This is a genomic window from Glutamicibacter sp. (assembly GCF_035257265.1).
Taxonomy (GTDB): domain Bacteria; phylum Actinomycetota; class Actinomycetes; order Actinomycetales; family Micrococcaceae; genus Glutamicibacter.
Window position 1 is genome coordinate 138678 of the sequence record NZ_DATEXC010000012.1, and the last position, 25147, is coordinate 163824.

General features: G+C 54.4%; 20 protein-coding genes, 1 tRNA gene and 2 riboswitches. Of the genes, 10 read left to right on the plus strand and 11 right to left on the minus strand.

Annotated elements, in window-relative coordinates; translation table 11 throughout:
• Positions 1-82 precede the first annotated feature (82 nt).
• The 3 genes from VJ369_RS01465 to VJ369_RS01475 all read left to right on the plus strand — a co-directional run bounded on the left by VJ369_RS01465 (position 83) and on the right by VJ369_RS01475 (position 6154).
• Positions 83-3433, plus strand: a complete 3351-nt coding sequence (locus VJ369_RS01465) for a DEAD/DEAH box helicase (RefSeq protein WP_324090384.1) — start codon at positions 83-85, stop codon at positions 3431-3433.
• 161 nt (positions 3434-3594) lie between these two features.
• Positions 3595-3879: a hypothetical protein gene (locus VJ369_RS01470; protein ID WP_324090385.1), complete on the plus strand. Its 285-nt coding sequence runs from the start codon at positions 3595-3597 to the stop codon at positions 3877-3879.
• Positions 3880-4666: 787 nt separating this feature from the next.
• On the plus strand, positions 4667-6154 hold the full coding sequence (locus tag VJ369_RS01475; RefSeq protein WP_324090386.1) for an MFS transporter: 1488 nt from the start codon (positions 4667-4669) through the stop codon (positions 6152-6154).
• Positions 6155-6343: 189 nt separating this feature from the next.
• Here the strand turns inward: VJ369_RS01475 and sucD are convergent, their stop codons facing one another.
• The 3 genes from sucD to pcrA form a co-directional block, all read right to left on the minus strand.
• A complete protein-coding gene (gene sucD, locus VJ369_RS01480) occupies positions 6344-7246 on the minus strand; it encodes a succinate--CoA ligase subunit alpha (protein ID WP_105678083.1) in 903 nt (300 codons plus the stop codon).
• 16 nt (positions 7247-7262) lie between these two features.
• Positions 7263-8435 (minus strand): ADP-forming succinate--CoA ligase subunit beta, encoded by a 1173-nt coding sequence (gene sucC / locus VJ369_RS01485; protein WP_324090387.1) that lies wholly within the window; start codon positions 8433-8435, stop codon positions 7263-7265.
• 238 nt (positions 8436-8673) lie between these two features.
• Positions 8674-11049 (minus strand): DNA helicase PcrA, encoded by a 2376-nt coding sequence (pcrA, locus tag VJ369_RS01490; RefSeq protein ID WP_324090388.1) that lies wholly within the window; start codon positions 11047-11049, stop codon positions 8674-8676.
• Positions 11050-11103: 54 nt separating this feature from the next.
• Between pcrA and VJ369_RS01495 the strand changes: the two genes are divergently transcribed.
• On the plus strand, positions 11104-11754 hold the full coding sequence (locus VJ369_RS01495) for a hypothetical protein (RefSeq protein WP_324090389.1): 651 nt from the start codon (positions 11104-11106) through the stop codon (positions 11752-11754).
• Between the two features lie 56 nt (positions 11755-11810).
• Positions 11811-11884: transfer RNA gene (locus tag VJ369_RS01500), tRNA-Arg, on the plus strand.
• 244 nt (positions 11885-12128) lie between these two features.
• Here the strand turns inward: VJ369_RS01500 and VJ369_RS01505 are convergent.
• Positions 12129-13358: an ROK family transcriptional regulator gene (locus tag VJ369_RS01505; protein WP_324090390.1), complete on the minus strand. Its 1230-nt coding sequence runs from the start codon at positions 13356-13358 to the stop codon at positions 12129-12131.
• 185 nt (positions 13359-13543) lie between these two features.
• Here VJ369_RS01505 and VJ369_RS01510 point away from each other — a divergent pair, with 185 nt between their 5' ends.
• Entirely contained in the window at positions 13544-13975 is a 432-nt protein-coding gene (locus tag VJ369_RS01510; RefSeq protein WP_324090391.1) for an NUDIX domain-containing protein, read from the plus strand.
• Between the two features lie 65 nt (positions 13976-14040).
• Here the strand turns inward: VJ369_RS01510 and VJ369_RS01515 are convergent, their stop codons facing one another.
• The 5 genes from VJ369_RS01515 to VJ369_RS01535 form a co-directional block, all read right to left on the minus strand.
• Positions 14041-15918, minus strand: coding sequence for an ABC transporter ATP-binding protein (locus VJ369_RS01515; RefSeq protein WP_324090392.1), 1878 nt, complete (start codon positions 15916-15918; stop codon positions 14041-14043).
• A 66-nt stretch (positions 15919-15984) separates the two neighbouring features.
• The gene (locus VJ369_RS01520; RefSeq protein WP_324090393.1) at positions 15985-16479 is read right to left on the minus strand and encodes an HNH endonuclease; all 495 of its coding nucleotides are present in this window, start codon (positions 16477-16479) and stop codon (positions 15985-15987) included.
• A 225-nt stretch (positions 16480-16704) separates the two neighbouring features.
• A complete protein-coding gene (locus VJ369_RS01525) occupies positions 16705-17556 on the minus strand; it encodes a C40 family peptidase (RefSeq protein ID WP_324090394.1) in 852 nt (283 codons plus the stop codon).
• Positions 17557-17559: 3 nt separating this feature from the next.
• A riboswitch (cyclic di-AMP (ydaO/yuaA leader) is annotated at positions 17560-17729 on the minus strand.
• A 124-nt stretch (positions 17730-17853) separates the two neighbouring features.
• Positions 17854-18885, minus strand: a complete 1032-nt coding sequence (locus VJ369_RS01530; protein WP_324090395.1) for a M23 family metallopeptidase — start codon at positions 18883-18885, stop codon at positions 17854-17856.
• Positions 18886-18889: 4 nt separating this feature from the next.
• Positions 18890-19038, minus strand: a riboswitch (cyclic di-AMP (ydaO/yuaA leader).
• A 108-nt stretch (positions 19039-19146) separates the two neighbouring features.
• The gene (locus VJ369_RS01535) at positions 19147-19845 is read right to left on the minus strand and encodes a metal-dependent transcriptional regulator (protein WP_324090396.1); all 699 of its coding nucleotides are present in this window, start codon (positions 19843-19845) and stop codon (positions 19147-19149) included.
• Positions 19846-20104: 259 nt separating this feature from the next.
• On the opposite strand from VJ369_RS01535, the gene serC reads away from it, so the two are divergent.
• The gene (gene serC / locus VJ369_RS01540) at positions 20105-21226 is read left to right on the plus strand and encodes a phosphoserine transaminase (protein ID WP_324090397.1); all 1122 of its coding nucleotides are present in this window, start codon (positions 20105-20107) and stop codon (positions 21224-21226) included.
• Between the two features lie 91 nt (positions 21227-21317).
• Here serC and VJ369_RS01545 read toward each other — a convergent pair whose 3' ends face one another.
• Together VJ369_RS01545 and VJ369_RS01550 are read right to left on the minus strand one after the other, a co-directional pair.
• Positions 21318-21938 (minus strand): DUF3027 domain-containing protein, encoded by a 621-nt coding sequence (locus VJ369_RS01545; RefSeq protein WP_324090398.1) that lies wholly within the window; start codon positions 21936-21938, stop codon positions 21318-21320.
• 3 nt (positions 21939-21941) lie between these two features.
• Positions 21942-22325 carry a cold-shock protein gene (locus VJ369_RS01550; RefSeq protein ID WP_324090399.1) on the minus strand — a complete coding sequence of 128 codons (384 nt, stop codon included), beginning with the start codon at positions 22323-22325 and terminating at the stop codon, positions 21942-21944.
• Positions 22326-22565: 240 nt separating this feature from the next.
• Here VJ369_RS01550 and VJ369_RS01555 point away from each other — a divergent pair, with 240 nt between their 5' ends.
• From VJ369_RS01555 to VJ369_RS01565, 3 genes are all read left to right on the plus strand, one after another.
• Complete coding sequence (locus VJ369_RS01555; protein WP_324090400.1) at positions 22566-22784, plus strand: hypothetical protein; 219 nt, start codon at positions 22566-22568, stop codon at positions 22782-22784.
• A gap of 58 nt (positions 22785-22842) precedes the next feature.
• Entirely contained in the window at positions 22843-23550 is a 708-nt protein-coding gene (locus VJ369_RS01560; protein WP_096256078.1) for a response regulator transcription factor, read from the plus strand.
• A gap of 172 nt (positions 23551-23722) precedes the next feature.
• Positions 23723-25123, plus strand: a complete 1401-nt coding sequence (locus VJ369_RS01565; protein ID WP_324090401.1) for a HAMP domain-containing sensor histidine kinase — start codon at positions 23723-23725, stop codon at positions 25121-25123.
• Positions 25124-25147: the final 24 nt, after the last annotated feature.

The window sequence follows — 25147 nt, forward strand, 5'->3', positions numbered from 1 at the left end:
TAAGCTACCGCGAATACGGGTGATTATTCACAGTTAGGGTTCTCAACTTCCTCCAGCGCGCGGAACGTGAAACGATGAGAGGATGACTGATTCTGTGCCACCACTCATCGACGCAAGGCACCTACTGGCGTACTTGGGCGACGTTCCATTCTTCTTCGGGCAGCAGCTCGCTAAAAAAGACGAATCGGTAGTTGACGTCGCTTTTGATGAAAGCAGTAGCGTCATCTCCGGCACTATCGTGGATGATGAGCAGCAGTTTGCCTCCACTATCACGGTGGTTCGAAGTGCCACTGGCTGGACCGTGGAAAGCACCGATTGCAGTTGTAACAAAGGATCGGTCTGCCCTCACGTCGCGGCTCTCGCGCTGACTGCGAATAAGATTGCGAACCAACCCCGCCCTTCAATGGCCGAGGCTAAAAGAACCGTTTCTGCTTGGTCAACTCAGGTAAATACCTGGTTTGAGGAACCAGAGCCAGGTCCATCCGAGGGACTTCTAGGTTCCCCCAACGACCCTGTCGTGGCTATGGCCCTGCAGTTCATGGTTTTCGACTCTAAAAATACTTCTCAGCAACAACAGTGGATGCCCTCCGGTTCGGTGCCACACCCCACTCGGAACAAGCGATTCCGCTTAGGCGTTCGCCCCATGGTGCGTAATTCCGAGGGCCGCTGGGTTCGCGGCCAGCTTCGGTGGACCACCATCGCCTTTAAGACTTACGGCTGGAACTTGCTTCGCGGCCAGCACCATTGGTTTACTCGCTTTGCAGCCCTGGCACGGGGCAATACACAGCTGCAGTTCAAGGTCGATGAAGATTGGCTGTTTTTAGACGAGTACGCTTCCAACTTGCTATGGCCAATGCTCGACGAGGCGCAAGAGCTTGGAATCGAGCTCATTGCCACCCGTCACGAGACCACTGTAAATGTTGATCGTCAGTCTCGTTTTGAGCTTCTGGCCAGCCTGACAGAAGACCAGTCTCTCAACGTTGCGGGCCAGCTGCACATTGCTGGACAAAGCTTAAGCCTTAACTCAGAGTCCCCCGCGGGAACCGTCGCTGATCATGGTTTTTACGTCGAACTTGATGCTCCAGACCAAATATGGCTGGCGCCTAGCGACGAAATAATTCCTGCTCAACACCGCCGTTGGTACCAGAATCGTGAACCTCTACAGATCCCTGCGGACCAAATGCAGGACTTCTTTAATGAGTCGTACGCTCGACTAGCGCGCCGTTTTAGCTTGCGCAGCATCAGTGAAGGACTGGTGCTGCCCTCGCTGGCGCCACCTGAGGTTCATGCCACGGTGAATTTCAGCCGTGAAGAACAAGCCGACGGCACGGTCAAAGATTCGGCGGCCATTTACTTCCAGATCCGGTACCCAGGGGTCCCATACGACCACGAAGTATATGATGCGCAAGCAGAGCAAGCGTTATACCGGACCGTTAACGACGTTTTTGAGAAGCACACCGACACCAGCAACCACGATCTGTCCTCAAGGTTCTTCGCCGGAGAACATATGATCACGTTCGTTTCGGATCTGCTTCCTGCGCTGCGCGGCCTGTCCATTATGAAAATCACTGAGGAAGGAATCCGCCCGGTATACCGTCAGCTGCGTGAACTTCCACAGCTGAAAATCAATGCCGTGAGCCACGAACGTAATGACTGGCTGGACTTAGGCTTGCTCATCACCGTTGGTGACCACGAGGTTCCTTTCGCTACCATCATGGAGGCACTGACCAGCGGTTCCATGAAGGTCAAGCTGCCCGACAACACCTGGTTCTCATTGGATCATCCTCTGTTTGCCAAGCTGAAGTCGCTTGTCGACGAAGCACAATCCCTCAATGACAAACCAAAAGACGCGGACTTGAAGCTCTCAGTTTTCCAAGTGTCGCTCTTTGACGAGTTTGATGAGCTGGCCGAAGGTATTGACGGGGCTGACCTCTTTATAGGGCGCATGCGTTCGTTGCTACGTGTGGCAGAAGGCGAAGAAGCTCAGGTACCTGACACCCTTAACGCCACGCTTCGTCCTTACCAGGTTGAGGGCTTCCAGTGGCTCGCACGTCTGTATCAAGGCGGATTCGGCGGAATCCTCGCCGATGATATGGGTCTGGGTAAAACCTTGCAGACCATTGCCTTGATGCTTCATGCCCGCAAACTCTGGGACGACCCAGAGCACATGGCCACGCTTCCCGCAGCACAGCGTATGAGCGCACCCTTCCTTGTCGTCGCTCCAAGCTCGGTGGTATCGAACTGGGAGATGGAAATTAAGCGCTTCGCCCCAAGTTTGAGGGTGATCACGGTGGAGGGAACTTTCGGTTCAGAACATGAGCTGAAAGAACTGGTAGCAAACTACGATGTCATCCTGACGACCTACACCTTGCTTCGCCTGAACGATGAGGTCTATGAGGGGCAACGCTTTGCTGGCCTCATTCTCGATGAGGCACAGTTCGTGAAGAACCGCTCCACGAAGGCTCACCGCAGTGCGGTCAATATCCAGACAAACTTCAAGCTGGCTGTGACTGGTACTCCTATGGAGAACAACCTCTCTGAACTAGGCGCACTGTTGTCTCTGACCTCCCCGTCGCTGTTCATGAACTCCAGTCGTTTTAACCGTCAGTTTGCTCGACCTATCGAGGTGCTCGGCGATCGCGAAACGCTACAGCTTTTGCAGCGCCGGGTGAAGCCATTCATGCTGCGCCGTACCAAGGAATCTGTGGTGCTGGACCTTCCTGCTAAACAGGAGCAACAGGTCCTAGTTCGTTTGAGTGATGAACATCAGCATGTCTATGACACTCACCTGAACCGCGAACGCCAGAAAATTCTGCACTTGGTTGAAGACTTGGATCGCAACCGCTTTACGATCTTCCAGTCACTCACTCACCTGCGGATGCTTGCGTTGGAACCGTCCCTAGTGGATCCTGAGCTTTCAGAGATCCCAGGTTCGAAATTGGAAGCGCTCTTTGAGCAACTTGAGGATGTGCTTAGCGAAAATCACCGTGCTTTGGTCTTCTCGCAGTTCACCTCTTACTTGAAGATTTTTGCCGCGAAGCTAGAAGCGCAGGGTATTCCCTATGTGTATCTGGACGGCAATACTCGAAACCGCGCCAAGGTAATCGAGCAGTTCAAGGACGGCGAAGCTCCATTGTTCCTGATCTCGCTGAAAGCCGGTGGTTTCGGTTTGAACCTGACCGAGGCTGATTACTGCTTCCTTCTTGATCCATGGTGGAACCCTGCCGTGGAAGCTCAAGCCATTGACCGCACACACCGCATCGGACAGACCCGTCAGGTGATGGTGTATCGCATGATTGCTCAAGGAACCATTGAGGAAAAGGTGGTGGCCTTGCAGGACACCAAACGGAAGCTGATCTCTACCGTGATGGATGAGGCCGATGGTTTTTCCAAGGCTTTGACGGCTCAAGATATTCGCGGGCTTCTTGAGTAACAGCTTGATTACATCTGTGCTGTTTGACGGGCTTTTACCAGCGAATCGCGCTATATTCAATATGTCTCGTTGCGTGTTCTCTGCCACACTGAGCGCAAGCAAAGAGGTAGCCTCGGAGGTCTTCTCCGGTGGCATAACGCAAGATGAAGGCGGTTATAACCGTGTCCCTGATTAAATCGGAGACTCTGAGTGCACCGAGCGACGACTGGATGAGCGCGTCGGTGAGCACCGAACAAGACCGTGTGGTGATTGAAACCGAGCAGGAACGTCTATCCCTAGACAACGAACGGCTCCTGGAAAAAGTCCGGCGAGTTATCGCTTCGCCGCTCGAGGAGATTTTCTATAACCCGAAGCACCGCATGCTGTTAATTCCGGGAGCCTTCGCTGTCATCGGTTCCTCCTTTTTGAGGGTCGACACCGATGCAGCGGCTGGCCTACGCGGTTAGCATTCTTCCCACCGTATGCCCCAAGATACCTGCAGGCAGTCTTGGGGCATCTTTATGCCCTGAACCTTCGTGGAGAAAGTGCGTTATCCGGAGGCTACTGAGGGCAGATCTTGGCACTTGCCTCATTCCGGACATAGCTTATCTTCATTTTTGCCGACGTTTTTGCTACTTACCTAACTTGTTATCCCTAGCACTGACGAGGACTGAGCCTATAACTGCCATAGCAGAAATCGATCCGGAGACTTTGAAACTGGTCAGATCTCAGTTTGATCTGTGTTATATATCGCAAATCCTTCACGAATGAACTGTGCTACATCTGCTGCTTCTCGGTTACTACTCCCCTCGGGCACGCTAATAATTCGACGTGGTTGATCCTAGAATTTCGACGTGAAACTAGCCGCGCAAATCGATTGCATTGTGCAACTAATCGCCTAGTCAACCTATATTCTCCCGGGTGCTCCTCTATTGCAATTGGACTCACTGAGCATGGGGCAACATTGGAGCCCCGCTGACTCGGATGCATTAACCTCCAAAACTAATACAAATGCTTTACTCCACGCGCAAGCGCCATTGCGTATTTTGCTAGTCTTGTTGCTTGTCCGATTATGCACTTCATCGTTCGTTGAGCAATCGTCGCCAGTGATCTGGGGAGAATTCGATCAAGCCTGCAGAAAGTCTGTGAGGCTAGGCCACTAGGTGGCACGATTCCCCGTGGCCCTTCAGCACCGGAGAGCTGAGCGCCCTAAAGCATACGAGAAGATTAAGAAAGATATGAGGAGTGAAGCTTATGGAAGCAGCGAATACTCGTGGGCCGAAATTTTTCAAGAAACGCCGGCTGAAGGTAGAGGACGTCAACGTTGTTGACGATTCGATGCTCAAAAAAGCAATCGGCGGTACCGTTGTCGGTAACTTGATGGAATGGTACGACGTCGGTGTCTACGGATACCTAGCGGTAATTATCGGCAGGTTATTCATGCCAGATACCGTTGCTCCGTCCATGCAGACCCTATTTAGCCTCGGAGTTTTTGCCGTAACCTTCGTGGCACGCCCACTAGGCGGTGTCATCCTTGGACAGCTCGGTGACCGTGTCGGCCGCCAGAAGATTCTTGTCTTCACACTCCTTATGATGGCCTTGGCGACGTTTGGCATCGGTATCTTGCCAGACTACTCAGTTTGGGGCGTCGCAGCACCAATTCTTCTCGTCGTTCTGAAGCTCGTTCAGGGTTTCTCCACCGGTGGAGAGTATGCAGGCGCTACAACCTTTATCACCGAGTATGCACCGGATAAGCGTCGCGGTTTCTATGCGTCGCTTCTTGATCTCGGCTCGTACATGGGCTTTGCCGTGGGTGCAGCCTTCGTCTCGATCCTCCAGCTGACTCTCACCGAAGACGTGATGGAAGGCTTCGCTTGGCGTATTCCGTTCTTAGTTGCCTTGCCACTTGGTGTCATCGCGCTGTGGTTCCGCTCCAAGATCGAGGACACTCCAGCATTCAAGGAAGCTCAGGAAGCTGCGAATCAGGTCAGCGAGGATGCCAAGAACTCTGCAGATGCTCCGAAGGGTGTCATCGAACTGGTCAAAGCCTATTGGCGTGAACTACTCACCGGTTTCGTTTTGGTTTCAGCGGCAAATACCGCGGGCTACGCACTAACCAGCTATATGCCAACGTATCTGACTGAGACGTTGAAGTACGATCCGGTGCACGGTAACTTACTGACCTTGCCCATCCTGGTGGGAATGTCTTTGTGCATCCCACTAGCGGGCCACTTATCGGACAAGATCGGTCGCCGTCGCGTACTGTTCATCGGTTCGGTCTCCGCGGTGCTACTAGCCACTCCTGCGTTCTTGTTCATGATGCACGGAGCTATCTGGTCCACTTTGCTTGGTCTCGCCCTGCTGGCGATCCCAGTGACGTTCTACGTCTCTAACCTTGCCTCCTCCCTGCCTGCGCTGTTCCCCACCTCTTCGCGCTATGGCGGAATGGGAATCTCTTATAACTTTGCAGTCGCTATTTTTGGTGGCTTCGCTCCGTTTATCATGCAAGCCCTCGTGACAATGTCCGGTTCTTCACTGGCTCCTGCCTTCTGGGTTATGGGGACGTCGGTAGCCGGCTTCATTGCCGTGTGTTTCCTCAAGGAATCAGCACGCAAACCACTTCCGGGTTCTATGCCGTCGGTAGCTACCGATGCTGAAGCCGTTGAACTGGTGAAAACTCAGGATGAAAATCCAGATCTTGACGTTGATGCTCTATTTGATGAGGCACCAGCGAACCACTAACCCATTGGTTTTTGATTGACCAACGGCCACCGTCCCAGATATCTGGGACGGTGGCCGTTAGTTTCCACTCTGTCTATTCGCGTGGGATCCCGCAACGCTGCGAACCCGATAAAATCTTCACGGGATACAGAAAGAGCCTGGTTGCGGATCCTTACCGATCCGCAACCAGGCCCTCAACTTAGCTTCAGCTTAGAGAGCGGCGAAAACTTCGCGTAGCAAGCGAGCAGCCTCTGAAGGAGTCTTGCCCACCTTCACGCCTGCAGCTTCCAAAGCTTCCTTCTTTGCCTGAGCGGTACCGGCCGAGCCGGAGACGATGGCGCCGGCGTGGCCCATGGTCTTGCCCTCTGGAGCGGTGAAGCCAGCCACGTAGCCAACAACTGGCTTGGTGACGTTGGCCTTGATGTACTCAGCGGCGCGCTCTTCAGCGTCACCACCGATTTCACCGATCATGACAATGGCCTTGGTCTCTGGGTCAGCTTCGAACGCTGCCAGTGCATCGATGTGGGTGGTGCCGATCACTGGGTCACCGCCGATACCGATTGCGGTGGAGAAGCCAAGGTCGCGCAGTTCGTACATCATCTGGTAGGTCAGGGTACCGGACTTGGAAACCAAGCCGATTGGGCCCTTCTGGGTGATGTTGTTCGGGGTGATACCGACCAACGCTTCACCTGGGGTGATGATACCTGGGCAGTTAGGCCCAATGATGCGGGTGATCTGGTTACCGTCGGCGTCAACCTTCGACTGTGCCAGAGCCCAGAACTCAGCGGAGTCCTGTACTGGAACACCTTCGGTGATGACAACAACAAGGCCAACTTCAGCCTCGATAGCCTCAACTACAGCGTCCTTGGTGAACTTAGGCGGCACGAAGACGATCGATACGTCTGCGCCGGTTTCAGCCTTAGCCTCAGCCACGGTGCCGTACACCTTGATGTCCTGGTCACCGTGGGTGACGGTGGTGCCAGCCTTGCGGGCGTTCACGCCGCCGACAATGTTGGTGCCAGCCTTGAGCATCAGGGCGGTGTGCTTGGTGCCTTCGCCGCCGGTGATGCCCTGGACGATGACCTTAGAGTCCTTGTTCAGGTAAATGCTCATTGTTCGCTTATCCCTCTTACTTCGCTGCGTTGGCGAGCTCGGCAGCCTTGTCGGCGCCCTCATCCATGGTTGCTGCCAGAGTTACCAATGGGTGGTTGGCTTCGGCCAAGATGGCGCGTCCCTCTTCAACGTTGTTGCCGTCAAGACGAACAACCAGTGGCTTGTTCGCTGCGTCACCCAAGGTGTTCAGCGCACCGACGATGCCGTTTGCGACAGCGTCACACGCGGTAATGCCACCGAAGACGTTAACGAAGACCGACTTGACCTGTGGGTCGTTCAGGATGACGTCAAGGCCGTTAGCCATGACCTCAGCCGATGCTCCACCACCAATGTCCAAGAAGTTAGCAGGCTTGACCGAACCGTGGTTCTCGCCAGCGTAGGCAACAACGTCAAGGGTTGACATAACTAGGCCAGCACCGTTACCGATGATGCCTACCTGGCCGTCCAGCTTGACGTAGTTTAGGCCTGCTGCTGCAGCCTTGGCTTCCAGTGGATCAGCCGCGTCCTTGTCTTCCAGAGCTTCGTGATCTGGGTGACGAACCTCGGAGGCGTTCTCATCCAGAGACACCTTGCCATCAAGAGCAACGATGTCACCGGCACCGGTCTTCACCAGTGGGTTGACCTCAACGAGGGTGGCGTCTTCTTCCTTGAATACAACCCAGAGCTTCTGGATGGTATCTGCGACCTTGGCGCGCAGTTCTTCAGGGAAGTTAGCTTCAGCGACGATCTCGGCAGCCTTGGCTGCGTCGATGCCGACCAATGGGTCAACGGCGACCTTAGCCAAAGCGTCGGGGCGCTCGACAGCGAGCACCTCGATCTCCATGCCACCTTCTACCGAGCACATGGCCAGGTAGTTTCGGTTTGCACGGTCCAGCAGTACCGAGAAGTAGAACTCCTCAGCAATGTCGGCGCCCTGAGCGATCATGACCTTATTGACGGTGTGGCCCTTGATGTCCATACCGAGAATGTTGGTAGCGTGCTCGAAAGCTTCGTCTGCGGTTTTGGCAACTTTAACGCCGCCAGCCTTACCGCGGCCGCCAACCTTGACCTGTGCCTTAACTACAACTACGCCGCCAATCTTCTCAGCTGCGGCTTTAGCTTCTTCCGGGGTGTAAGCGACGATGCCGGCAAGCACGGGAACGCCGTGTGCCTCGAATAGATCGCGCGCCTGGTACTCATACAGGTCCACGGGTTTGTGTCCTTCGTTCGAAGTTCATGCTGACTCGCGACATGGCCATAGATCGAGATCTATGCCATGCCTTAGAGAGCGCACCGCAACTATCGGCAGTCATACGGCGCCGTAGCCGTGCGCACTTCTCAGACTATCCCTAGTTTTGCAAACTTCCCACTTTTACAGCACGTAGAGAACTTTCCGTGAAGTTTCCGCGGGAGCGCAAACTGCATTGCTTACCCTAAATAATTCGCGGTTATTCGACGATTTCCAATGGCGCATAGCGCAGTAGGAGCCGTTTTTCAGAATCCACAAATTGCACTTTTGCAACCGTTTTGTCTCCGGCTCCTTCTATGGCAATAACAACCCCCAAGCCAAAGCCGGAATGCTTTACGTTTTGCCCAACCTTTGGAACGACAATTTCTTTGTTTTGCTGTACACGCTGTTTTGCGACGGGCGCGGCGTTATGCCCCCGCGAAATTGCATTAGATGCGGTACCTGCTGCCCAATGCGATCCACGGTCATACCGACTGGTGGCGAAATTCACCGTTCCGCTACCCGAGCCCCACCCGGAAGACATTGACCCTTCACGTTTCCATTCCAATAAGTGGGACGGAACTTCGTCGAGGAACTGGCTCGCGGGGTTGTACTGCGATTGCCCCCAGAGGCTACGCTGTTCCGCCCGAGTGAGGTACAAACGTTCTCTGGCACGAGTTAAACCTACATAGGCCAAGCGACGCTCCTCAGCCAGTTCTTTTTCGTCGGTCAGGGACCGTTGATGCGGGAAAATACCGTGTTCCATACCGGTCAAGAAGACCACAGGAAATTCTAGGCCCTTAGCCGTATGCAAGGTCATCAAGGTGACCACGCCTTCGCGAGCAGCCATTGCGGCACCCGCGTCATCTGCGGGAGCTTCAGGGATCTGGTCAGCGTCGGCTACCAAGGCCACACGTTCCAAGAACCCCTCAAGTCCACCTTCTGGTTCATCCTTTACGTAGTCTCGAACCACCGCGATCAGCTCTGCGAGGTTCTCCACTCGTGACTCATCCTGGGGGTCATTGGACGTGCGAAGTATCTCGAGATAACCGGTCTGCTCCAAGACAGCTTCGAGCGCCTCGGCGGGGCTGGAACCATCGGCTACGACCTTGAGGTCATCCATCAGCGACACGAAGGCCGCGGTCATTTTTATACCGCGAGTACCTAGCCCCGGGGCTTCATCCGAGCGTCGCAAGGCGTCCATGAACGAAATCCGATCCCGTTCGGCGAGCGCTGCCACGGCACCTTCAGCGCGGTCACCGATACCGCGCTTGGGCTCATTGAGAATTCGGCGGACGTTTATGTCGTCTTCCGGATTAACTAGGGCGCGGAGGTAGGACAGCGCGTCTTTAATCTCCTTGCGGTCGTAGAACCGGGTTCCGCCTACAACACGGTATTTCAGGTCCACGCGCATCAGCTGTTCTTCCAATGCACGCGATTGAGCGTTGGTCCTGTAGAAGATAGCGACATCGCCAGGGCGTACGCTTTGCTCATCGTTGAGTCGCAGAATTTCTTCCGCAATCCAGCGAGCTTCATCGCCTTCGGACTCACCTACATACCCAATAATCGGCTCGCCGTCTCCGCTGGCGGTCCACAGACGTTTATCGTTGCGTTCAGGGTTGCGCTTGATAACCTCGTTGGCTGCAGAGAGGATGTTCTGCGTCGAACGATAGTTCTGTTCGAGTTTGATCGTGGCGGCGTCCGCGTAGTCTTTTTCGAATTCAACGATATTGCGGATATCTGCCCCGCGGAAAGCATAAATAGACTGGTCAGAGTCGCCAACCACGGTGAGCTCCCCGGGTGTGGTTAACCCATCTGGGCCGGTGAGCTCACGCACCAGCGAGTACTGTGCGTGGTTTGTATCCTGATACTCATCGATTAATACATGGCGAAAACGCCGACGGTAGTTATCCGCCACTGCAGGGAACGCTCGGAACATGTACACAACTTGACCAATCAAGTCGTCGAAGTCCATGGCATTCGCGGCACGCAACCGGCGAGTGTAGCCACGGTAAACCTCGGCCACGGCTAGGGAGAAGGGGTCATGGGCATTAATTGTGGAGGAATAGTCTTCTTCATCAATCAGTTCATTTTTGAGTGAAGAAATCTTATGAGCGATAGCCTTCGGGGCAAATCGTTTCGGGTCGATGTCAAGACCTTTGGCGATTAACGTAATAAGCCTCAGCGAGTCCGCAGAATCGTAGATCGAGAAATTCGACTTCAGACCAATCGTTGCCGCTTCCCGGCGCAAGATGCGTACACAGGAGGAGTGGAAAGTCGAAATCCACATTTTCTTTGCCTGCGTCTCACCAATCAGTTCAGCGGCTCGCTCACGCATTTCTGCGGCTGCTTTATTCGTGAAGGTAATGGCCAGAATTTCGTGCGGCCGTGCCCGGCCGGTAGCAAGCAAGTAGGCAATGCGATGAGTGAGCACGCGAGTCTTTCCAGAACCCGCACCGGCAATGATTAGAAGCGGTCCACCGTGATAACGAACCGCTTGATCTTGCTGTTCGTTCATCCCCACCAACAGTTCTTCTGGAGTTGGTATGGTGCGCTGTGCCGGCTCCGCGGCGAAGTCATCGTTAAGGAAATCCATGGTGTAGTCAGTCTACGTGGGCTCTACGACGGTTTCAGTGAACTACCCGGCATAATGGAAGGTATGGCAAAGAACGTTAAGAAGAGTAAAGAGTATCGAAAGCCCTCACAATTCCAAGATCATCAGGTCAAGGGATTGCAAGCGGCTGCGCAGAAACGCGAATCTTCATCAAACCCAATGCTGCTCATCACGGCGGGTTTAGTCACCTGTGCTTTCCTCTTTGTCTACTATCACTTGCTGGTAATGCACCAGATGACCGACCTCAGCAATGGGCTCGCTATGCCTGACCAGCGCGTCTTTGGCTACACCGTCGCTGACATTGAGATACTACGTGGGGTCATGGATACAGATGCCACCGGTCAGTTGAACTACCTTCACAAGACGGCAGGGTTGCTATTCCCTCTCTTGACCGCTTTGTTCTCCATGCTTGTTTTTATTCGATGGATCCCGAATCGTCAGATGCGCTGGCTCGCCTGGGCCGCACCACTGCTCTTCGCTGTCACCGATCTTTGGGAGAATTTCGCCATTGACTCTCTATTTGGAGCGGATCTCAATGAAGGGACGGTTGCCCTAGCTTCGGTGCTGACCACTGTTCGATGGGTAACTCTATTTATTACGGCGGCGCTGATCATTGGTCTTGGAGCACGCCGGGCTAATAAGGCGCTGATTAATAAAATGGCCGAGGTTCGTAACCAGCAATCATGAAAAATTCATCTTCAACTTCCTTGTAGGATAGTGTTGATGTGGCGCTTAGCGCCTTCGCCTCTGTAGCTCAGTTGGATAGAGCGACCCTCTCCTAAAGGGTAGGCCAGCGGTTCAATTCCGCTCAGGGGCACAACATAGAATACCGAGGCTCCCCTCACCGAAGTGGGCAGTCGTCGGTTTTCTTTTTCTCGGTGATGATTTCCCCGATGAATTTTCGAATACCGCCTCTTCACGTCGTCTGGCGAATATTATAGTTTTCGGCGATTTCGAGGCTGCTTAGCAAGTCACCAACCTGTAGCTTGCATCTATCTAAAAAGACCGTGGTCCCCGTCCTCAGAGGAAGGGGACCACGGTCTTCAGTCTTGCGGGAAAGCTTAGCGCAATAGTAACGCAGTGGCTTTCGGTGAAAGGGACGCATCCATGACTACGCATGCGCCGCCGATTGCGCCGACCTGCGAGCCAAGAGTTGAGCTTCGAGTACCAAGCTCGTGCACGCCGCGTAGGCCAAAGCGACGCTTTACGGCCGCATCAACGTCGTCGGAGACTAGCTCGCGTACCTTGTCCCACTGTGGGCCGCCAAAAACAACTTCGCTTACGTCTAGGGCGTTTGCTAGCTGCCCGGCAACTTCACCAACGCGAACCATCGACTCTACGATAAGTTCCTTGGCAACAGTGTTGCCTTCCAGCGCAAGTTCGGTGAGTCTGTTTAGACCCTCTGAGCGCTGCTCTGGGCCCACGATCTCGTAGGAAGGCAATTCAAGACCACGTTCCTTGGCCTGTGTGGCCATGAAATCGTATGAGGTGCCTGCAGCCAAGCAATCATCCGCACCGCATTCTTCGCAGGTAATCGACTTCTGCCCGGTGGAGAAGTGCCCGATTTCGCCAGCGTTATTGCTTGATCCGTGGTGGACTTCGCCATCAATGACAATGCCTGCACCAAATCCATGTCCGCAGTAGACGAAGACGAAGTCATCAGACTTCTCTTCCTTGGACTGCCATAGCTCTCCGACAGCGGAAGCGATGGTGTCTTTCTCGATGATGACCTGTAGGCGCAACAGCTTACGCAACGGAGTTACCAGCTCAACGTCTGCCCAACCGTCCAGTAGTGGTGGGTTAAGTACCACGCCGTCTTCAACGTTGACCGGCCCTGGTACTGCGATACCCACACCAACGATGTGCTTCTTGGGTATGCGAATCTCGGCGATCATTTCCTTGACCGTGTCAGCCATCAGCTGGATGGTCTCGGTAGCTACCTCAAGGTTTGGCAAATCGATACTGCGCTCGCGCAGAACTTCACCACGCAGGTTCATCGCTACAAAGGTCAGAACGCTAGGGTCAAGGTGAATACCGATAGAAACTAGGCGGTTTCCTTCTAGTTCAAGAACGGTACGTGGCTTACCCGGTCCGGAAACGATGGTGCGGTCTTCGCGGACAATGCCGTCGTCCAGCAGACGACGTACTACGTTTGAGATTGTCTGTGGTGAAAGTCCAGTCGAACCTGCAAGCTCCACACGGCTGATGCCGTCTGGTGCTCGTCGGATGGACTCTAGAATTACCGCCTGATTAAAATCGCCTAGGCGGCCTAAGTTTGTACCCCGTCGCATTAAAGCTCCATAGATCTATAAAGTTGATGGATCGATCTCTCCATTCCAACGTACTGCCAAGACTGCGACACCTGATTCGAAACTGCGAGTTGTCGGACCATAGTGTCTCTCAACTAAAAACGTTGGAGATCCATTAATGCACGTTACCATTGGTCATGCGTTTTCACACGCGATATTGTGTTTTGATGATGAAAACTTTAACTATTTCAGCAGCGTGTTTAATCAACGACCAAGGACAAATACTCCTAGTTCGGAAGCGAGGAACATCAAAATTCATGCAGCCTGGCGGAAAACCAGAGCCCGGTGAAACACCTATTGAGGCCGTAGTGCGTGAGGTCTTCGAAGAATTAGGCGTGGAATTTGAAGTAAAGGACCTCGAACCATATGGGGAATGGAATGGTCCTGCGGCGAATGAAGCGGATACTTCAATCCAAGCTTATTTATTCGCCGCAAGATTTAATGGTTCACCCCAGCCCTCAGCAGAACTCGAGGAGCTCTTGTGGATCGATCCGCAGGATGCACTATTACGCGATGACATTGCACCGCTGTTAAGAGAACACGTTTTGCCTACATTGTTGGCCAATGCGCATGGCAGTGGCGCCTATTTTCATCAATGATTTCCAAGTGGTGAAATGCCTAATGTATTGTGCATCGATGCCGTGGGCACTTTGACCGATAGATTCTACTGAGGCTCCACACCCTGATCGGAGCTGAACTGTGTTTGGTAAAACTTTGCGTAGGCACCGTTTTCGCCTAGCAAACTTAGATGGGTGCCTCGTTCAACAATTCGCCCACCATCAATCACAAGGATCTGGTCGGCTTGGCGGATCGTGGACAAGCGGTGGGCAATCACTAACGCTGTGCGGTTTTCCAAAGCGCGGCTCAATGCCAGTTGCACTGCAAGTTCACTTCGTGAGTCCAAAGCTGCAGTGGCCTCGTCCAGTATGACCAGCCCTGGATTCGCTAGGATCATACGCGCGATAGTCATACGTTGACGCTCCCCGCCCGAAAGGCGGTACCCGCGTTCTCCGACCACCGTTTCCAGCCCGTCCGGTAAGGATTCGATCTGCGTCTTTAACTGCGCGTCTTCCAAAGCTGCCCAGAGCTGCGCTTCCTCGGCTTCAGGGTTGGCTAACAGTAGGTTCGAACGTACTGTCTCGTGAAGCAAATGCCCGTCTTGAGTGACCATTCCCAATTCATGATAAAGAGATGCGAGCTTAAGCTGGCGTAGATCATGCCCGTTGAGCGTAATCGCTCCCCCGCGCACATCGTAAAGTCGAGCGAGTAGCTGGGCAATGGTGGATTTACCTGCACCGGATGAACCGACAAGCGCAACCGTTTGCCCCGGTTTGATCTCGAAGGAAATATCATGCAAAATTTCTTCACCGCCGCGTCCGTCAAGTACCGCGGTCTCCTCCAGCGATGCGAGGGAAACTTCCTCGGCACTCGGATATGCGAACGTCACTCGATCAAACTTCACTGCTACTGGTTCGCTGGGTAAAGCGATCGCCTCTGGCGCATCCTTGATCAACGGTTCAAGATCTAGTACTTCGAAGACTCGATCAAAGCTGACCAAAGCGCTGGTAATCTCCACTCGCGCGTTCGCAAGCCCGGTGAGGGGTGTATAGAGCCGAATTATGAGCATTCCGAGCACCACTACGTCGCCGGCGGCCATGTCTCCACGCAGGGCGTAGAAACCACCCAGACCGTAAACCAGGGCCAATGACAGCGCCGCGACAAAGCCCAGTACCGTCACGAACGCAAATTGTCGCAAGGTCATCTTGATACCGATATCGCGTACACGTGCAGCGCGCAGACCGAACTGCGATGATTCCTCGTGCGGGCGGCCATAAAGTTTGATCAGTGTCGCCCCTGGCGCCGAAAAGCGCTCGGTCATCTGGGTACTCATTGAGGCGTTCAAATCCGCAGACTCCTTGCGCAAGCCCGCTAAGGATTTACCAAAACGTCGGGCGGGGAGCAAGAAAATTGGAAACAGTACCAACGCCAATAACGTAACTTGCCAGGAGGTCGTGAACATAACGATTGCCGTCAAGACCAACGCCACTGCATTGGAGACGATCCCTGACAGCGTTCCCGCGAAGGCAGCCTGAGCGCCGATAACATCTGAATTGAGCCGCGACGTCAGCGCACCAGTTCTAGTCCGTGCGAAGAAAGCGATCGGCATTTTTTGTACGTGGTCGAACACCTTTGTACGAAGGTCATAGATGATCTGTTCGCCGAGGGTTGATGATTGCCAGCGGACGAGCATTGCAAAAATAGAGTCAAAGACTGCAACTAGCACCATAGCGATTGCTAAATTGCGAATTGTCGCCCAGTTCCCCTGACCCACAATTGCGTCCACGACTCGTCCGGCGAGTACCGGAGTGATCACGGCTATCGCTGCAGAAAATACGGAGAAAATCACGAAGACTATCAGTCTGGCTTTGTAACTAAGCGCGAATCTAAAAACACGTCCCGGCGTATCGGGCCGATAAGCCCGTCGCTGCTCACTTTTAGACAGCTGCCACAGCGTGCTCCACGCCGCGCCTTCCATACTCACAAGTTACCTCCGTGATTTGTTCAGTTAGTACTAACGTCTCAACATCTCACGGAGTGCAGATATTTCCTAGCTGGCATGAAGATATTGATTCCATGAAGAATCAATATGTTCTAACCCGGATACTAGGTACCCGCCCACTCGTGGCTGATGTGGTGTGAGTAGCAATTGCCAACCGAGCTGAGCGAGCATTTTGTCAGCCTTGCGACTATTGCATGACAGGCACGCTGCTACTAGGTTTTCCCAGGTGTTCTGTCCTCCCCTACTGCGCGGGATCACGTGGTCGATTGTATTGGCATTTTTCCCACAGTAGGCACAACGAAAGTGGTCTCTACGAAGAACGCCCCTACGGGTCACATGGATCATGTTCCTGTAGGGGCGTCGTACATATCGTTTTAACACGATGACGGTGGGTCGGGGTAAGTCCCTGTCGGTGCCGCGAACCGGTGAATCATCGTCTTGCAAGATGATCGTTGCTTTTTCTGTTAGCACTAGGATAAGCGCTCTACGAAACGTCACCACGGCCAGTGGCTCAAATCCTGCGTTCAAAACCAACGTTCTCATGCGTTTACTTCCTTCAATGAATTCGTACGCATCACTTGAAGTTGATAACGACGAGCTCGTCTCGGTTAGTCCTCTTGCCGTTAGCCTATGCGATATGTGGCATATTCGGGGCTAAAAATAGGAAGATATTCGCTGATTTTCATCGCGAAGTAGCATGGAGTTCACTGTGTTAAACGACCATTGGCCACCGAACTTTACGTTCGATGGCCAATGGGAGCAGACTGTTTAGCCAGCTAGAGTGTAGTACCCGTACAACGGGTTGCGTGTTACCGAGTGGATCATGGTACCGACGCTAGGGTTCTGTGCACCGATCATCTGGCCACCGCCGAGGTAGATTCCTACGTGGCCGCCACCGTTCTGGAACACTAGGTCGCCAGGCTTCGGGCTGCTGGTGCGCTTGAACTGGCCGGAGCCTAGAATCGCGGAGGTGCCACGAGCAATGTTGATGCCGTGCTGTGCGTAAACATACTTTACGAAGCCGGAGCAATCCCAGCCGCTTGGAGTGTTGCCTCCCCAGACGTATGGAACGCCTGAGTACTTGGCTGCAGTTCCGGCAATGCCAGTCAGATTCTTGCTAGGAGCCGAAGTTTCCTTCTTGGTTTCCTGCTTCTGAGTTGGTGCGCTCTGCTGGCTGTTGCCGCCACGGTTCTGGCGGGTCATCGGCGCCATGGAGTCAGCATTTCCCGAAGAGTCGGAGCTACCGGAGTTCTGACGGGTGGTTGGCTCAATGCTGTCAGCAACAGCGATAACGACTGGCTCTGGCTCAGGCTTTGGCTCCGCGGTGAAGCTGGCGCGCTCGATGTCGAGCTTGTCGGCCTTCTTGGTGTCGACCTTGACGGTCTTTACCGAAACGCGTTCAGGGTTGATGGTGTCAACCGGTGCGGCGGATACATCGCGAGGTGCGGTAGCCTGGCCTGGAACGCCTAGGGTGACGATCAAACCGGACGCAGCAGCAACTACGGCTGCCTGTCGGCCGACTGAGCCCGCGTTAGACGCTACGGCCTGAGAAATCGCCTCTAGCGAGTTAGTGCGTGGCACGTCGGCGCGGCGACGTCCATGGGTTTGACGCTTGGTCACAATAATGCCTCTCCTTGATTCCTACGAGGTAAGCTGTCGGGTTCGAAGTGGAGTTACCTCGGTGGATTCGAAGTCTCCTTCTCGTCCACTTAACCCCTAGGGTTGTTAGTCAAAACTAACGACCCGATGTTGGTTCCCCCGTCACTGCCGTACGAGTTGTGTATAACTGCTCATTGCATGCTGGCAGTGCTCGGATCACACGCAATGTTGCTCAGGGCTTCCCCCTGGCACGCAGATAAGCCTATAGGACTATCTTTCAAATGTCACGTTTTGATCACGGTAAGGTGACGTTCAACGTTATAACCAACCTGCTGGGTCTTTGAACTGCCCATCAACGATGACCTCAAAGTGCACGTGCGGGCCCGTCGAGTTACCGGTGCTGCCGGCCAGCGCGATCACATCGCCGCGCTGCACCTTGTCTCCGACCTTGACTAGGACTTTGGAGTTGTGGCTATAGCCAGTTTCCAGCCCATTTCCGTGACCTACGGTAACGCGTTGGCCGGAGTGACCGGCCCATCCTGCGACCTCTACGGTGCCCGAGGCAGCCGCGTAAACCTTTGTGCCGCTCGGCACACCGTAATCTGTACCACTGTGGATCATGAAGCCAGCGCCGGTTGGATTTTTGCGATGCCCGAAAGGCGAAGTGATGCGGTTGCTTTCCACGGGACGCTGCAGCAGACCGCCCGTCGAACCGATTTTCTGGATATTTCCACCGGAAGCGGTGAGGATTTCCGAAAGCTTGTTTTCTTCGGCCACACTTGGATTGATATCCGACTTCAGTGCGGCACGCTGAACCTCTAGGCCCGCATTTTCCGGTGCCTTAACATCGACAACAGCGGAAGTCGCGGTGCGCTGAGCACTAGCCACGGAAGCTTGCTCCTCAGGCTCGGTACCGCTTAGTTGCGGGGAAACCGCTGCAAGGGCCAACCCGGATACCGCGGCAACGGCCGCGATCTTATGCGTGAACCCTAGGCGGGAAGCTTTTTTAGGTGATGCATGGAGGCTCTGAACGAGCTCACCATTACTGGCTACGGCACCCTCGGAAGCCATGACTGGCTTGGCCGTAGGTAGGGCAATGACGTTTCCGTCAACATCCTGAGCAGCAAGAGTTTTCGACGTTGGTGCGATACCGTAACGCTGTCCCGAGGTGAATCGGCGTCCAGCATAGTCAGCACAAACTGGTGCGACAACTTCTAATGCTTCGACAGTGGCTTCGCGCGATGCGCGTCGACCAACGGGTCGTTCGGTAGCGGCCGTTGCGATTTCAGCGATCACGTCGATTTCGACATTTGCTGCGCGACGTCGACCCGTCGTCCTGATTTCTGCCAAAGCATTCCTCTCACATCTACACCTGCGAAGTTAGCTGTCGGGTTCGGTCCTGTGATTGGTCCGGTCTTGCTTATTGGCATGACTTCACCCCAAGACGAATGACTCGTCAGATGAGTGGGTTCCCCGCTATTGCCCTAAAAGTTCTTGTCACATCCGGAAGGCAGGGCAATACTCGGTGTTTGCGCTTTCGGAATCGGCATTAGATAAACCTCTAACGCCCTCGAACAACCTTACCGGCCGATCGGAAAAGTTACAATTTCGTTATCTTTGATTTGTGCGTACAAAGACGTGTGCGCTGACCTCGACGGGCAACTCCAGGGCACCTTCGATGCCCTGCACACGAACCACAACGTAATCATCGGCGCGCTCTAGATTGACTATCGCTCCGGGACGGATTCCACCCTCGTTCAGTTGTCCGAGCAGGATTGGGTCCGTTTGGATCGGCTCCGCTAAGCGGTCGATCGCCAGCGGTCCGACGTTTCCGGAGAGCAAGGCGTTATCCAGGTTCTCAACCTCAGATGAGATATCCGTTACTTTCGGTCCACCTAGGATCTCAAGGCCCGGGATCGGGTTGCCGTATGGGGAAACTGTAGGCTTGCCCAGCAAGTCATAGAGACGACGCTCAACACGCTCACTCATGACGTGCTCCCAGCGACAAGCCTCGTCATGTACGTACTCCCATTCAAGACCAATCATGTCCGAAAGCAGGCGCTCAGCTAGACGATGCTTGCGCATCACGCCCGTAGCCAGTTCGTGACCTTTTTCGGTCAAAGCCAAATGACGGTCGGTGGAGACTACAACGAGCCCGTCGCGTTCCATCCGAGCGACAGTTTGCGACACAGTAGGCCCTGAATGCCCCAGACGCTCCGCGATTCGCGCACGCAAGGCCACGATCTCCTCTTCTTGAAGTTCAAGAATGGTGCGCAGGTACATCTCAGTTGTATCGATAAGGTCAGACACGTTAGCCACTCCTGGAAGTCACAACAGTTAGGTTCGCTAGAAAAACGGAACGTCAGTATGCAACTCTACTTGGTATGGCAGCGTTCCCTGCGACCACAGCATAATTTGCATGTCGTAACCGACGGTCCTGTTTTTCTCTCATCCCCTCGCAATTTGCGAAGATGTTAACTGAAACGTCGAAACTATCCTGAACTATTCCATATTTACGCAACACCCTCGGGATATCAGCACTTTCAACCAAACGCTAAAGAGGAGCGCGATGAGCACCGGCATCAACATTCCAAAGAACCTTCTGCCTGCCGACGGAAGATTCGGCGCAGGACCTTCAAAGGTTCGCCCGGAACAAATTCAGGCAATCGTAGACGCAGGTGCCAACGTACTGGGCACCTCCCACCGTCAGGCGCCAGTCAAAAACCTGGTCGCGTCCGTGCAGGACGGTCTTAAAGAAATGTTCAGCGCCCCTGCAGGCTACGAAGTGCTTCTGGGCGTCGGTGGATCCACAGCGTTCTGGGACGCTGCTGCATTCTCCTTGGTACGCAATAAGGCACAGCACCTGTCCTTTGGCGAGTTCGGCTCGAAGTTTGCCAAGGCCACCGATAAGGCACCGTTCCTTGCCGCCTCATCGATTATCACCGCCGAGCCGGGCTCAGTGCCGACTCCTGTTGCCGAAGCTGACGTAGATCTCTACGCATGGCCTCAAAACGAAACCTCAACGGGAGCCGCAGCCCCAATTAAGCGTGTGGCAGGGGCTAATGAGGATGCACTCGTAGTCATCGATGCCACCAGCGCTGCGGGCGGACTAGATGTCGACCTGTCAGAGACCGATGTCTACTACTTTGCGCCTCAAAAGAACTTCGCCTCCGATGGCGGACTGTGGCTAGCCTTCTTCTCCCCCGCTGCAATGGCTCGCATTGAGGAAATCGCAGCGACCGACCGCTGGATCCCGGACTTCTTGAATCTGAAGACCGCTCTGGATAACTCGCTGAAAAATCAGACCTACAACACTCCCTCACTGACCACGCTGGTCACCTTGGACGCTCAGATCAAGTGGATCAATTCTAATGGCGGTCTCACATGGGCCGTGGAACGTACCGCGGATTCGGCAGGGAAGATTTATGCCTGGGCTGAGGCTTCTGAGTTTGCAACGCCTTACGTCGGCAATCCGGAGCACCGCTCAAATGTCATCTCGACCATTGACTTCGATGACTCGATTGACGCCACCGCCATCTCCAAGGTCTTGCGCGCCCACGGCGTGGTCGATGTAGAGCCTTACCGTAAGCTTGGCCGCAATCAGCTGCGCATTGCCACATTCGTGGCGATCGACCCGAGCGATGTTGCTGCCTTGCTGCAGAGCATCGACTACGTCGTCGAACAGCTCTAAGCACGCAGTTAGCACAGCGGTCCGCGGTTGAATCCTTCAAGGATGCAACCGCGGACCGCTGTGTAATGCCTGAGTTTTGTTCAGTCTTGTGTCAGTCCAAGTTTTCTTTACGTGGACGGCTGCGCTGCGCAGCACGGCGACGAGCAGCAGTGCGCTGGGCCGTGCGACGTCGGCGAACCTGACGTCGCGCAGGAGTCTTGATGCTCTCCACAACATTTGCTTCAGCTGACTCAGCCGACTCGTTCTGAGTAACACCGTCAGCGACTTCCTCGAAACCGCTCTTGACTGATTCCTGGGTAGCTGCCGAATCTTTTTCAGTAGACGCGCCGGATTGCCCTTCGGGGCTCACCTGACCGGATTCATCCGTCGCGTTGTCAGCCTCGGCTGCTTCGATTTCTTCCTTTGCTAAACGATCCGCCCATGGCAGCCACGCTGGGGCGAGAAGAGCATCTTCGCCAGCAACAATGCCTGCTTCACAAACGGTGAGATCTTTTGCTTTCGCCCGTGGCACCCGCGCGAGTGTCGCGAACCACGTCCAGCCTCGGTAACCCTTTTTCTGGGAGACAAATCGATGGGTGACTAATCGCTCACCCTCGGAAGTAGCTCCGAGATACTCACCGATTTCCGTGTCAACCGCGATCTCCGTGAGCGCATTTCGCGCTACATCAACCGCGTCAGCAAGGATGGTGTCCAATTTGGGTTTACGGGCCATTATTTAAACGTCCAGATCATCGGCTACCGCGCGAAGCACGGTAGCAACCTTTTTGCCATGCACTTGTTCAGGGTATCGCCCCTTGCGCAAGGTATTAGATACTTGATCAAGGACCTTGATCAGATCCTCAATCATTGCGGCTTGCTGCTCCGGGTTTTTGCGCTTTGCGCGCGCTACCGAAGGAGCTTCTTCCAAGATGCGCAGACTCAGCGCCTGAGGGCCTCGACGACCCTCCGCCACCCCAAACTCCAAACGCATTCCGGGGCGCAGGTCATGAACACCTTCCGGCAGTGCCGTGGCGTTCACATATATTTCCTTGCCGTCCTCGGTAGTAATGAAACCGAAGCCCTTGGACTTTTCATACCACTTAACCTTGCCGCTAGGCATGATCCTCTACCTCGTTCGTTTCTCGTGCTGTAGCGCGTACTGTGCAATTTACCTCACGCCACGCTTTTTTATGTCTCCGAATCCATGGAGCATTCAGCCGGGTTAACAATTGTTCTTTCACCGGGTGCTCAACGTACGGATTCGAATAAAGTCCGATACCTAAGATTATGACACTTTGGTGCCCGTAACTTCACCTTGAGTCATGGGAGCCGCTTCAGATTCGCTGTATCGTTAAGAGACGTGAGCTCTTCTTCGATTACCTTGTCCGTCATTTCGCGCACAGCTATCGTTCTTGCGGTGCTGTCGGCGCTATCGCTGGCGGCGGTATTAGTATTGTATTTCCAAGAAATTTCCATCCCGCCGCTAATTATGGCGTTCGGCATTTTTGGCCTACCCATCGCTTTCATCTTGGCCGGTGTCGTAGTGGTGGCAAACATCCTTAAGCGGCGCAGCAGCTAATCACGTTACTCAGTTAGTTCTCAGGCGACTCCCAGATTTCACGTGCACACTGGGTTTTATGAGTGCAAAAACCCCAGAGGCCAAACTTCTTGTTGTGGATGATGAGCCAAACATCCGCGAACTTCTTTCCACTTCCCTGCGTTTTGCGGGCTTCGAAGTGGTCGCCGCAGCTAACGGTCGCGAAGCTCTGGCAGCAGTCGAAGCAGAAGAGCCAGACCTTGCCGTATTAGACGTCATGCTTCCGGACATGGATGGTTTTACCATCACCCGCAAGCTGCGCGCCGCGGGGCGTCACTTCCCCGTATTGTTTCTGACCGCTCGTGATGACACCACCGACAAGGTCACTGGCTTGACCGTCGGCGGCGATGACTACGTCACCAAGCCATTTAGCCTCGATGAGGTAGTGGCCCGCATTCGTGCCGTGTTACGCCGCACCGCCTCGGGCGAGGACGAGAACGCAACCATCGTGGTTTCAGACCTAGAGCTTGATGATGATGCTCATGAAGTCCGTCGCGCGGGTGAGGTCATTGACCTTTCACCGACCGAATTCAAACTACTGCGCTACCTCATGATGAACCCGAATCGGGTGCTGTCCAAGTCGCAGATCCTGGACCACGTCTGGGAGTACGACTTCAACGGTGACGCATCGATTGTGGAATCTTATATTTCCTATCTGCGCCGCAAGGTTGACCGTCCTGAATGGCCTGCCCTGATTCAGACTAAGCGCGGTGTTGGTTACCTCATGCGCACTCCCGACCGACGCTAAGCACAATGCCGCCTTGCGGCCCAACGGATTGTAAAGTCATTACATGCAGGCTTTAAGAACACTGTGGCGTCGTACATCCTTGCGCACCAAATTGGTGATGCTCATGTGCGCCTTGATGATTTGTGGCGTCGGCGCCACAGCGTTCGGTTCAGCACACACACTTCGCATTTCGATGACTAATCAAATCGATGATCAGCTCAATGTCTCGGGTCCAACAATGGGCTTCGGCCTGAATAAGGCTTATCAGTATTCCTTGGATAATGACCAGTCCGGCGACAACGGCGGCATTGATCCAACATTGCTCGGACTCAACCGCTCGTACGCTGATATTCGCGATGAAAACGGCAAAATCGTATACATCATGCCGCGCAGCCGGGTTACCCCCGGCAACAACGCTGACACTCCTTTGCTTGCACCGGAACAAACGGCTGAATTAGCCAAGACTCCGTGGTCCCCTGTCACTGTCCCGGGCATGCATGCGGGTTCTGCAGGGTGGCGCGCGATGGTCGTTCCGCTCCCCACCAGCGGGTTAAGTGTTTTCATTTCCTTACCTCTTGAAAACGTCAATGACACGGTCCAAAAAACCGCAATTCTCGTTCTCTCCACCGGCCTGCTTGCCACTTTAATCATGTCAATGATCGCCTATGGCCTGACTTCGCGATCTTTGCTTCCTCTCATCCGCGTCGAGCGGACCGCCGCGATGATTGCCGACGGCGATCTGTCCCAACGTGTACGAAATTACCCGCCCGAAACTGAAGTCGGCAGGCTCTCGCGTTCATTGAATGCCATGCTTGCGCAGATTGAGCGAGCCTTCCGCGACCGTGAAGCCTCGGAAACCAAAATGCGCCGGTTCATCCAAGATGCTTCCCATGAGTTGCGTACCCCCTTGGTCACCATTCAGGGCTATTCGGAGTTCTACCGTCACGGCGGACTGGCAGATCCAGAAGCCTTGGACTCGGCCATGGGCCGCATTGAAGCTGAATCCAAACGCATGGCGCATCTGGTCGAAGATCTGTTGATGCTCGCTCGCCTCGATGAACAGCGCCCACTGGAGAAACAATCTGTAGACCTCTTGGTTCTCGGCCAAGACGCCGTGGAAGACACCAAGGTCCGCGCACCGCTGCGCAAGGTGAGCCTGGTCGGTTTAGACACGAAATATCCAGCACCTGCCAGCACTGTCGGTGACGACGCACGAATCCGCCAGGTAATCGCGAACCTGATCACCAATGCGCTGCGCTACACCCCGGAAGACTCAGCGATTGAGATCGCGGTGGGTGTTCGTTCACTTGTGGCCGGTGCATTAGACGCGGTACTGGAGATTCGTGACCATGGCCCTGGCATCCCGGAGGAGGACGCCCACCGGATCTTCGAACGCTTCTACCGAGCGGACAGCTCGCGGCAACGAGAGACCGGCGGCTCGGGCCTTGGACTAGCTATTGTCGTGGCGATCGTGCAGCAACATGGTGGCTCGGTAGCGCTCAGTGAAACTGCTGGAGGCGGAGCGACTATGGCAATCTGCTTGCCCTACGTTCCACTCCAAGAACCACGAGAAATCGACGACGACGGCCAGTAGGAACCACCGGCTATGAGTTGTCCA

Bases quoted from the DNA above. Each gene is read 5' to 3' on its own strand.
- sucD (WP_105678083.1), bottom strand. From the start codon at position 7,246: ATGAGCATTTACCTGAACAAGGACTCTAAGGTCATCGTCCAGGGCATC.
- VJ369_RS01510 (WP_324090391.1), top strand. From the start codon at position 13,544: ATGATGAAAACTTTAACTATTTCAGCAGCGTGTTTAATCAACGACCAA.
- VJ369_RS01465 (WP_324090384.1), top strand. From the start codon at position 83: ATGACTGATTCTGTGCCACCACTCATCGACGCAAGGCACCTACTGGCG.
- VJ369_RS01565 (WP_324090401.1), top strand. From the start codon at position 23,723: ATGACTAATCAAATCGATGATCAGCTCAATGTCTCGGGTCCAACAATG.
- VJ369_RS01520 (WP_324090393.1), bottom strand. From the start codon at position 16,479: ATGAGAACGTTGGTTTTGAACGCAGGATTTGAGCCACTGGCCGTGGTG.
- VJ369_RS01505 (WP_324090390.1), bottom strand. From the start codon at position 13,358: ATGCGACGGGGTACAAACTTAGGCCGCCTAGGCGATTTTAATCAGGCG.
- VJ369_RS01545 (WP_324090398.1), bottom strand. From the start codon at position 21,938: ATGGCCCGTAAACCCAAATTGGACACCATCCTTGCTGACGCGGTTGAT.
- serC (WP_324090397.1), top strand. From the start codon at position 20,105: ATGAGCACCGGCATCAACATTCCAAAGAACCTTCTGCCTGCCGACGGA.
- VJ369_RS01560 (WP_096256078.1), top strand. From the start codon at position 22,843: ATGAGTGCAAAAACCCCAGAGGCCAAACTTCTTGTTGTGGATGATGAG.
- VJ369_RS01475 (WP_324090386.1), top strand. From the start codon at position 4,667: ATGGAAGCAGCGAATACTCGTGGGCCGAAATTTTTCAAGAAACGCCGG.
- VJ369_RS01495 (WP_324090389.1), top strand. From the start codon at position 11,104: ATGGAAGGTATGGCAAAGAACGTTAAGAAGAGTAAAGAGTATCGAAAG.
- VJ369_RS01550 (WP_324090399.1), bottom strand. From the start codon at position 22,325: ATGCCTAGCGGCAAGGTTAAGTGGTATGAAAAGTCCAAGGGCTTCGGT.
- pcrA (WP_324090388.1), bottom strand. From the start codon at position 11,049: ATGGATTTCCTTAACGATGACTTCGCCGCGGAGCCGGCACAGCGCACC.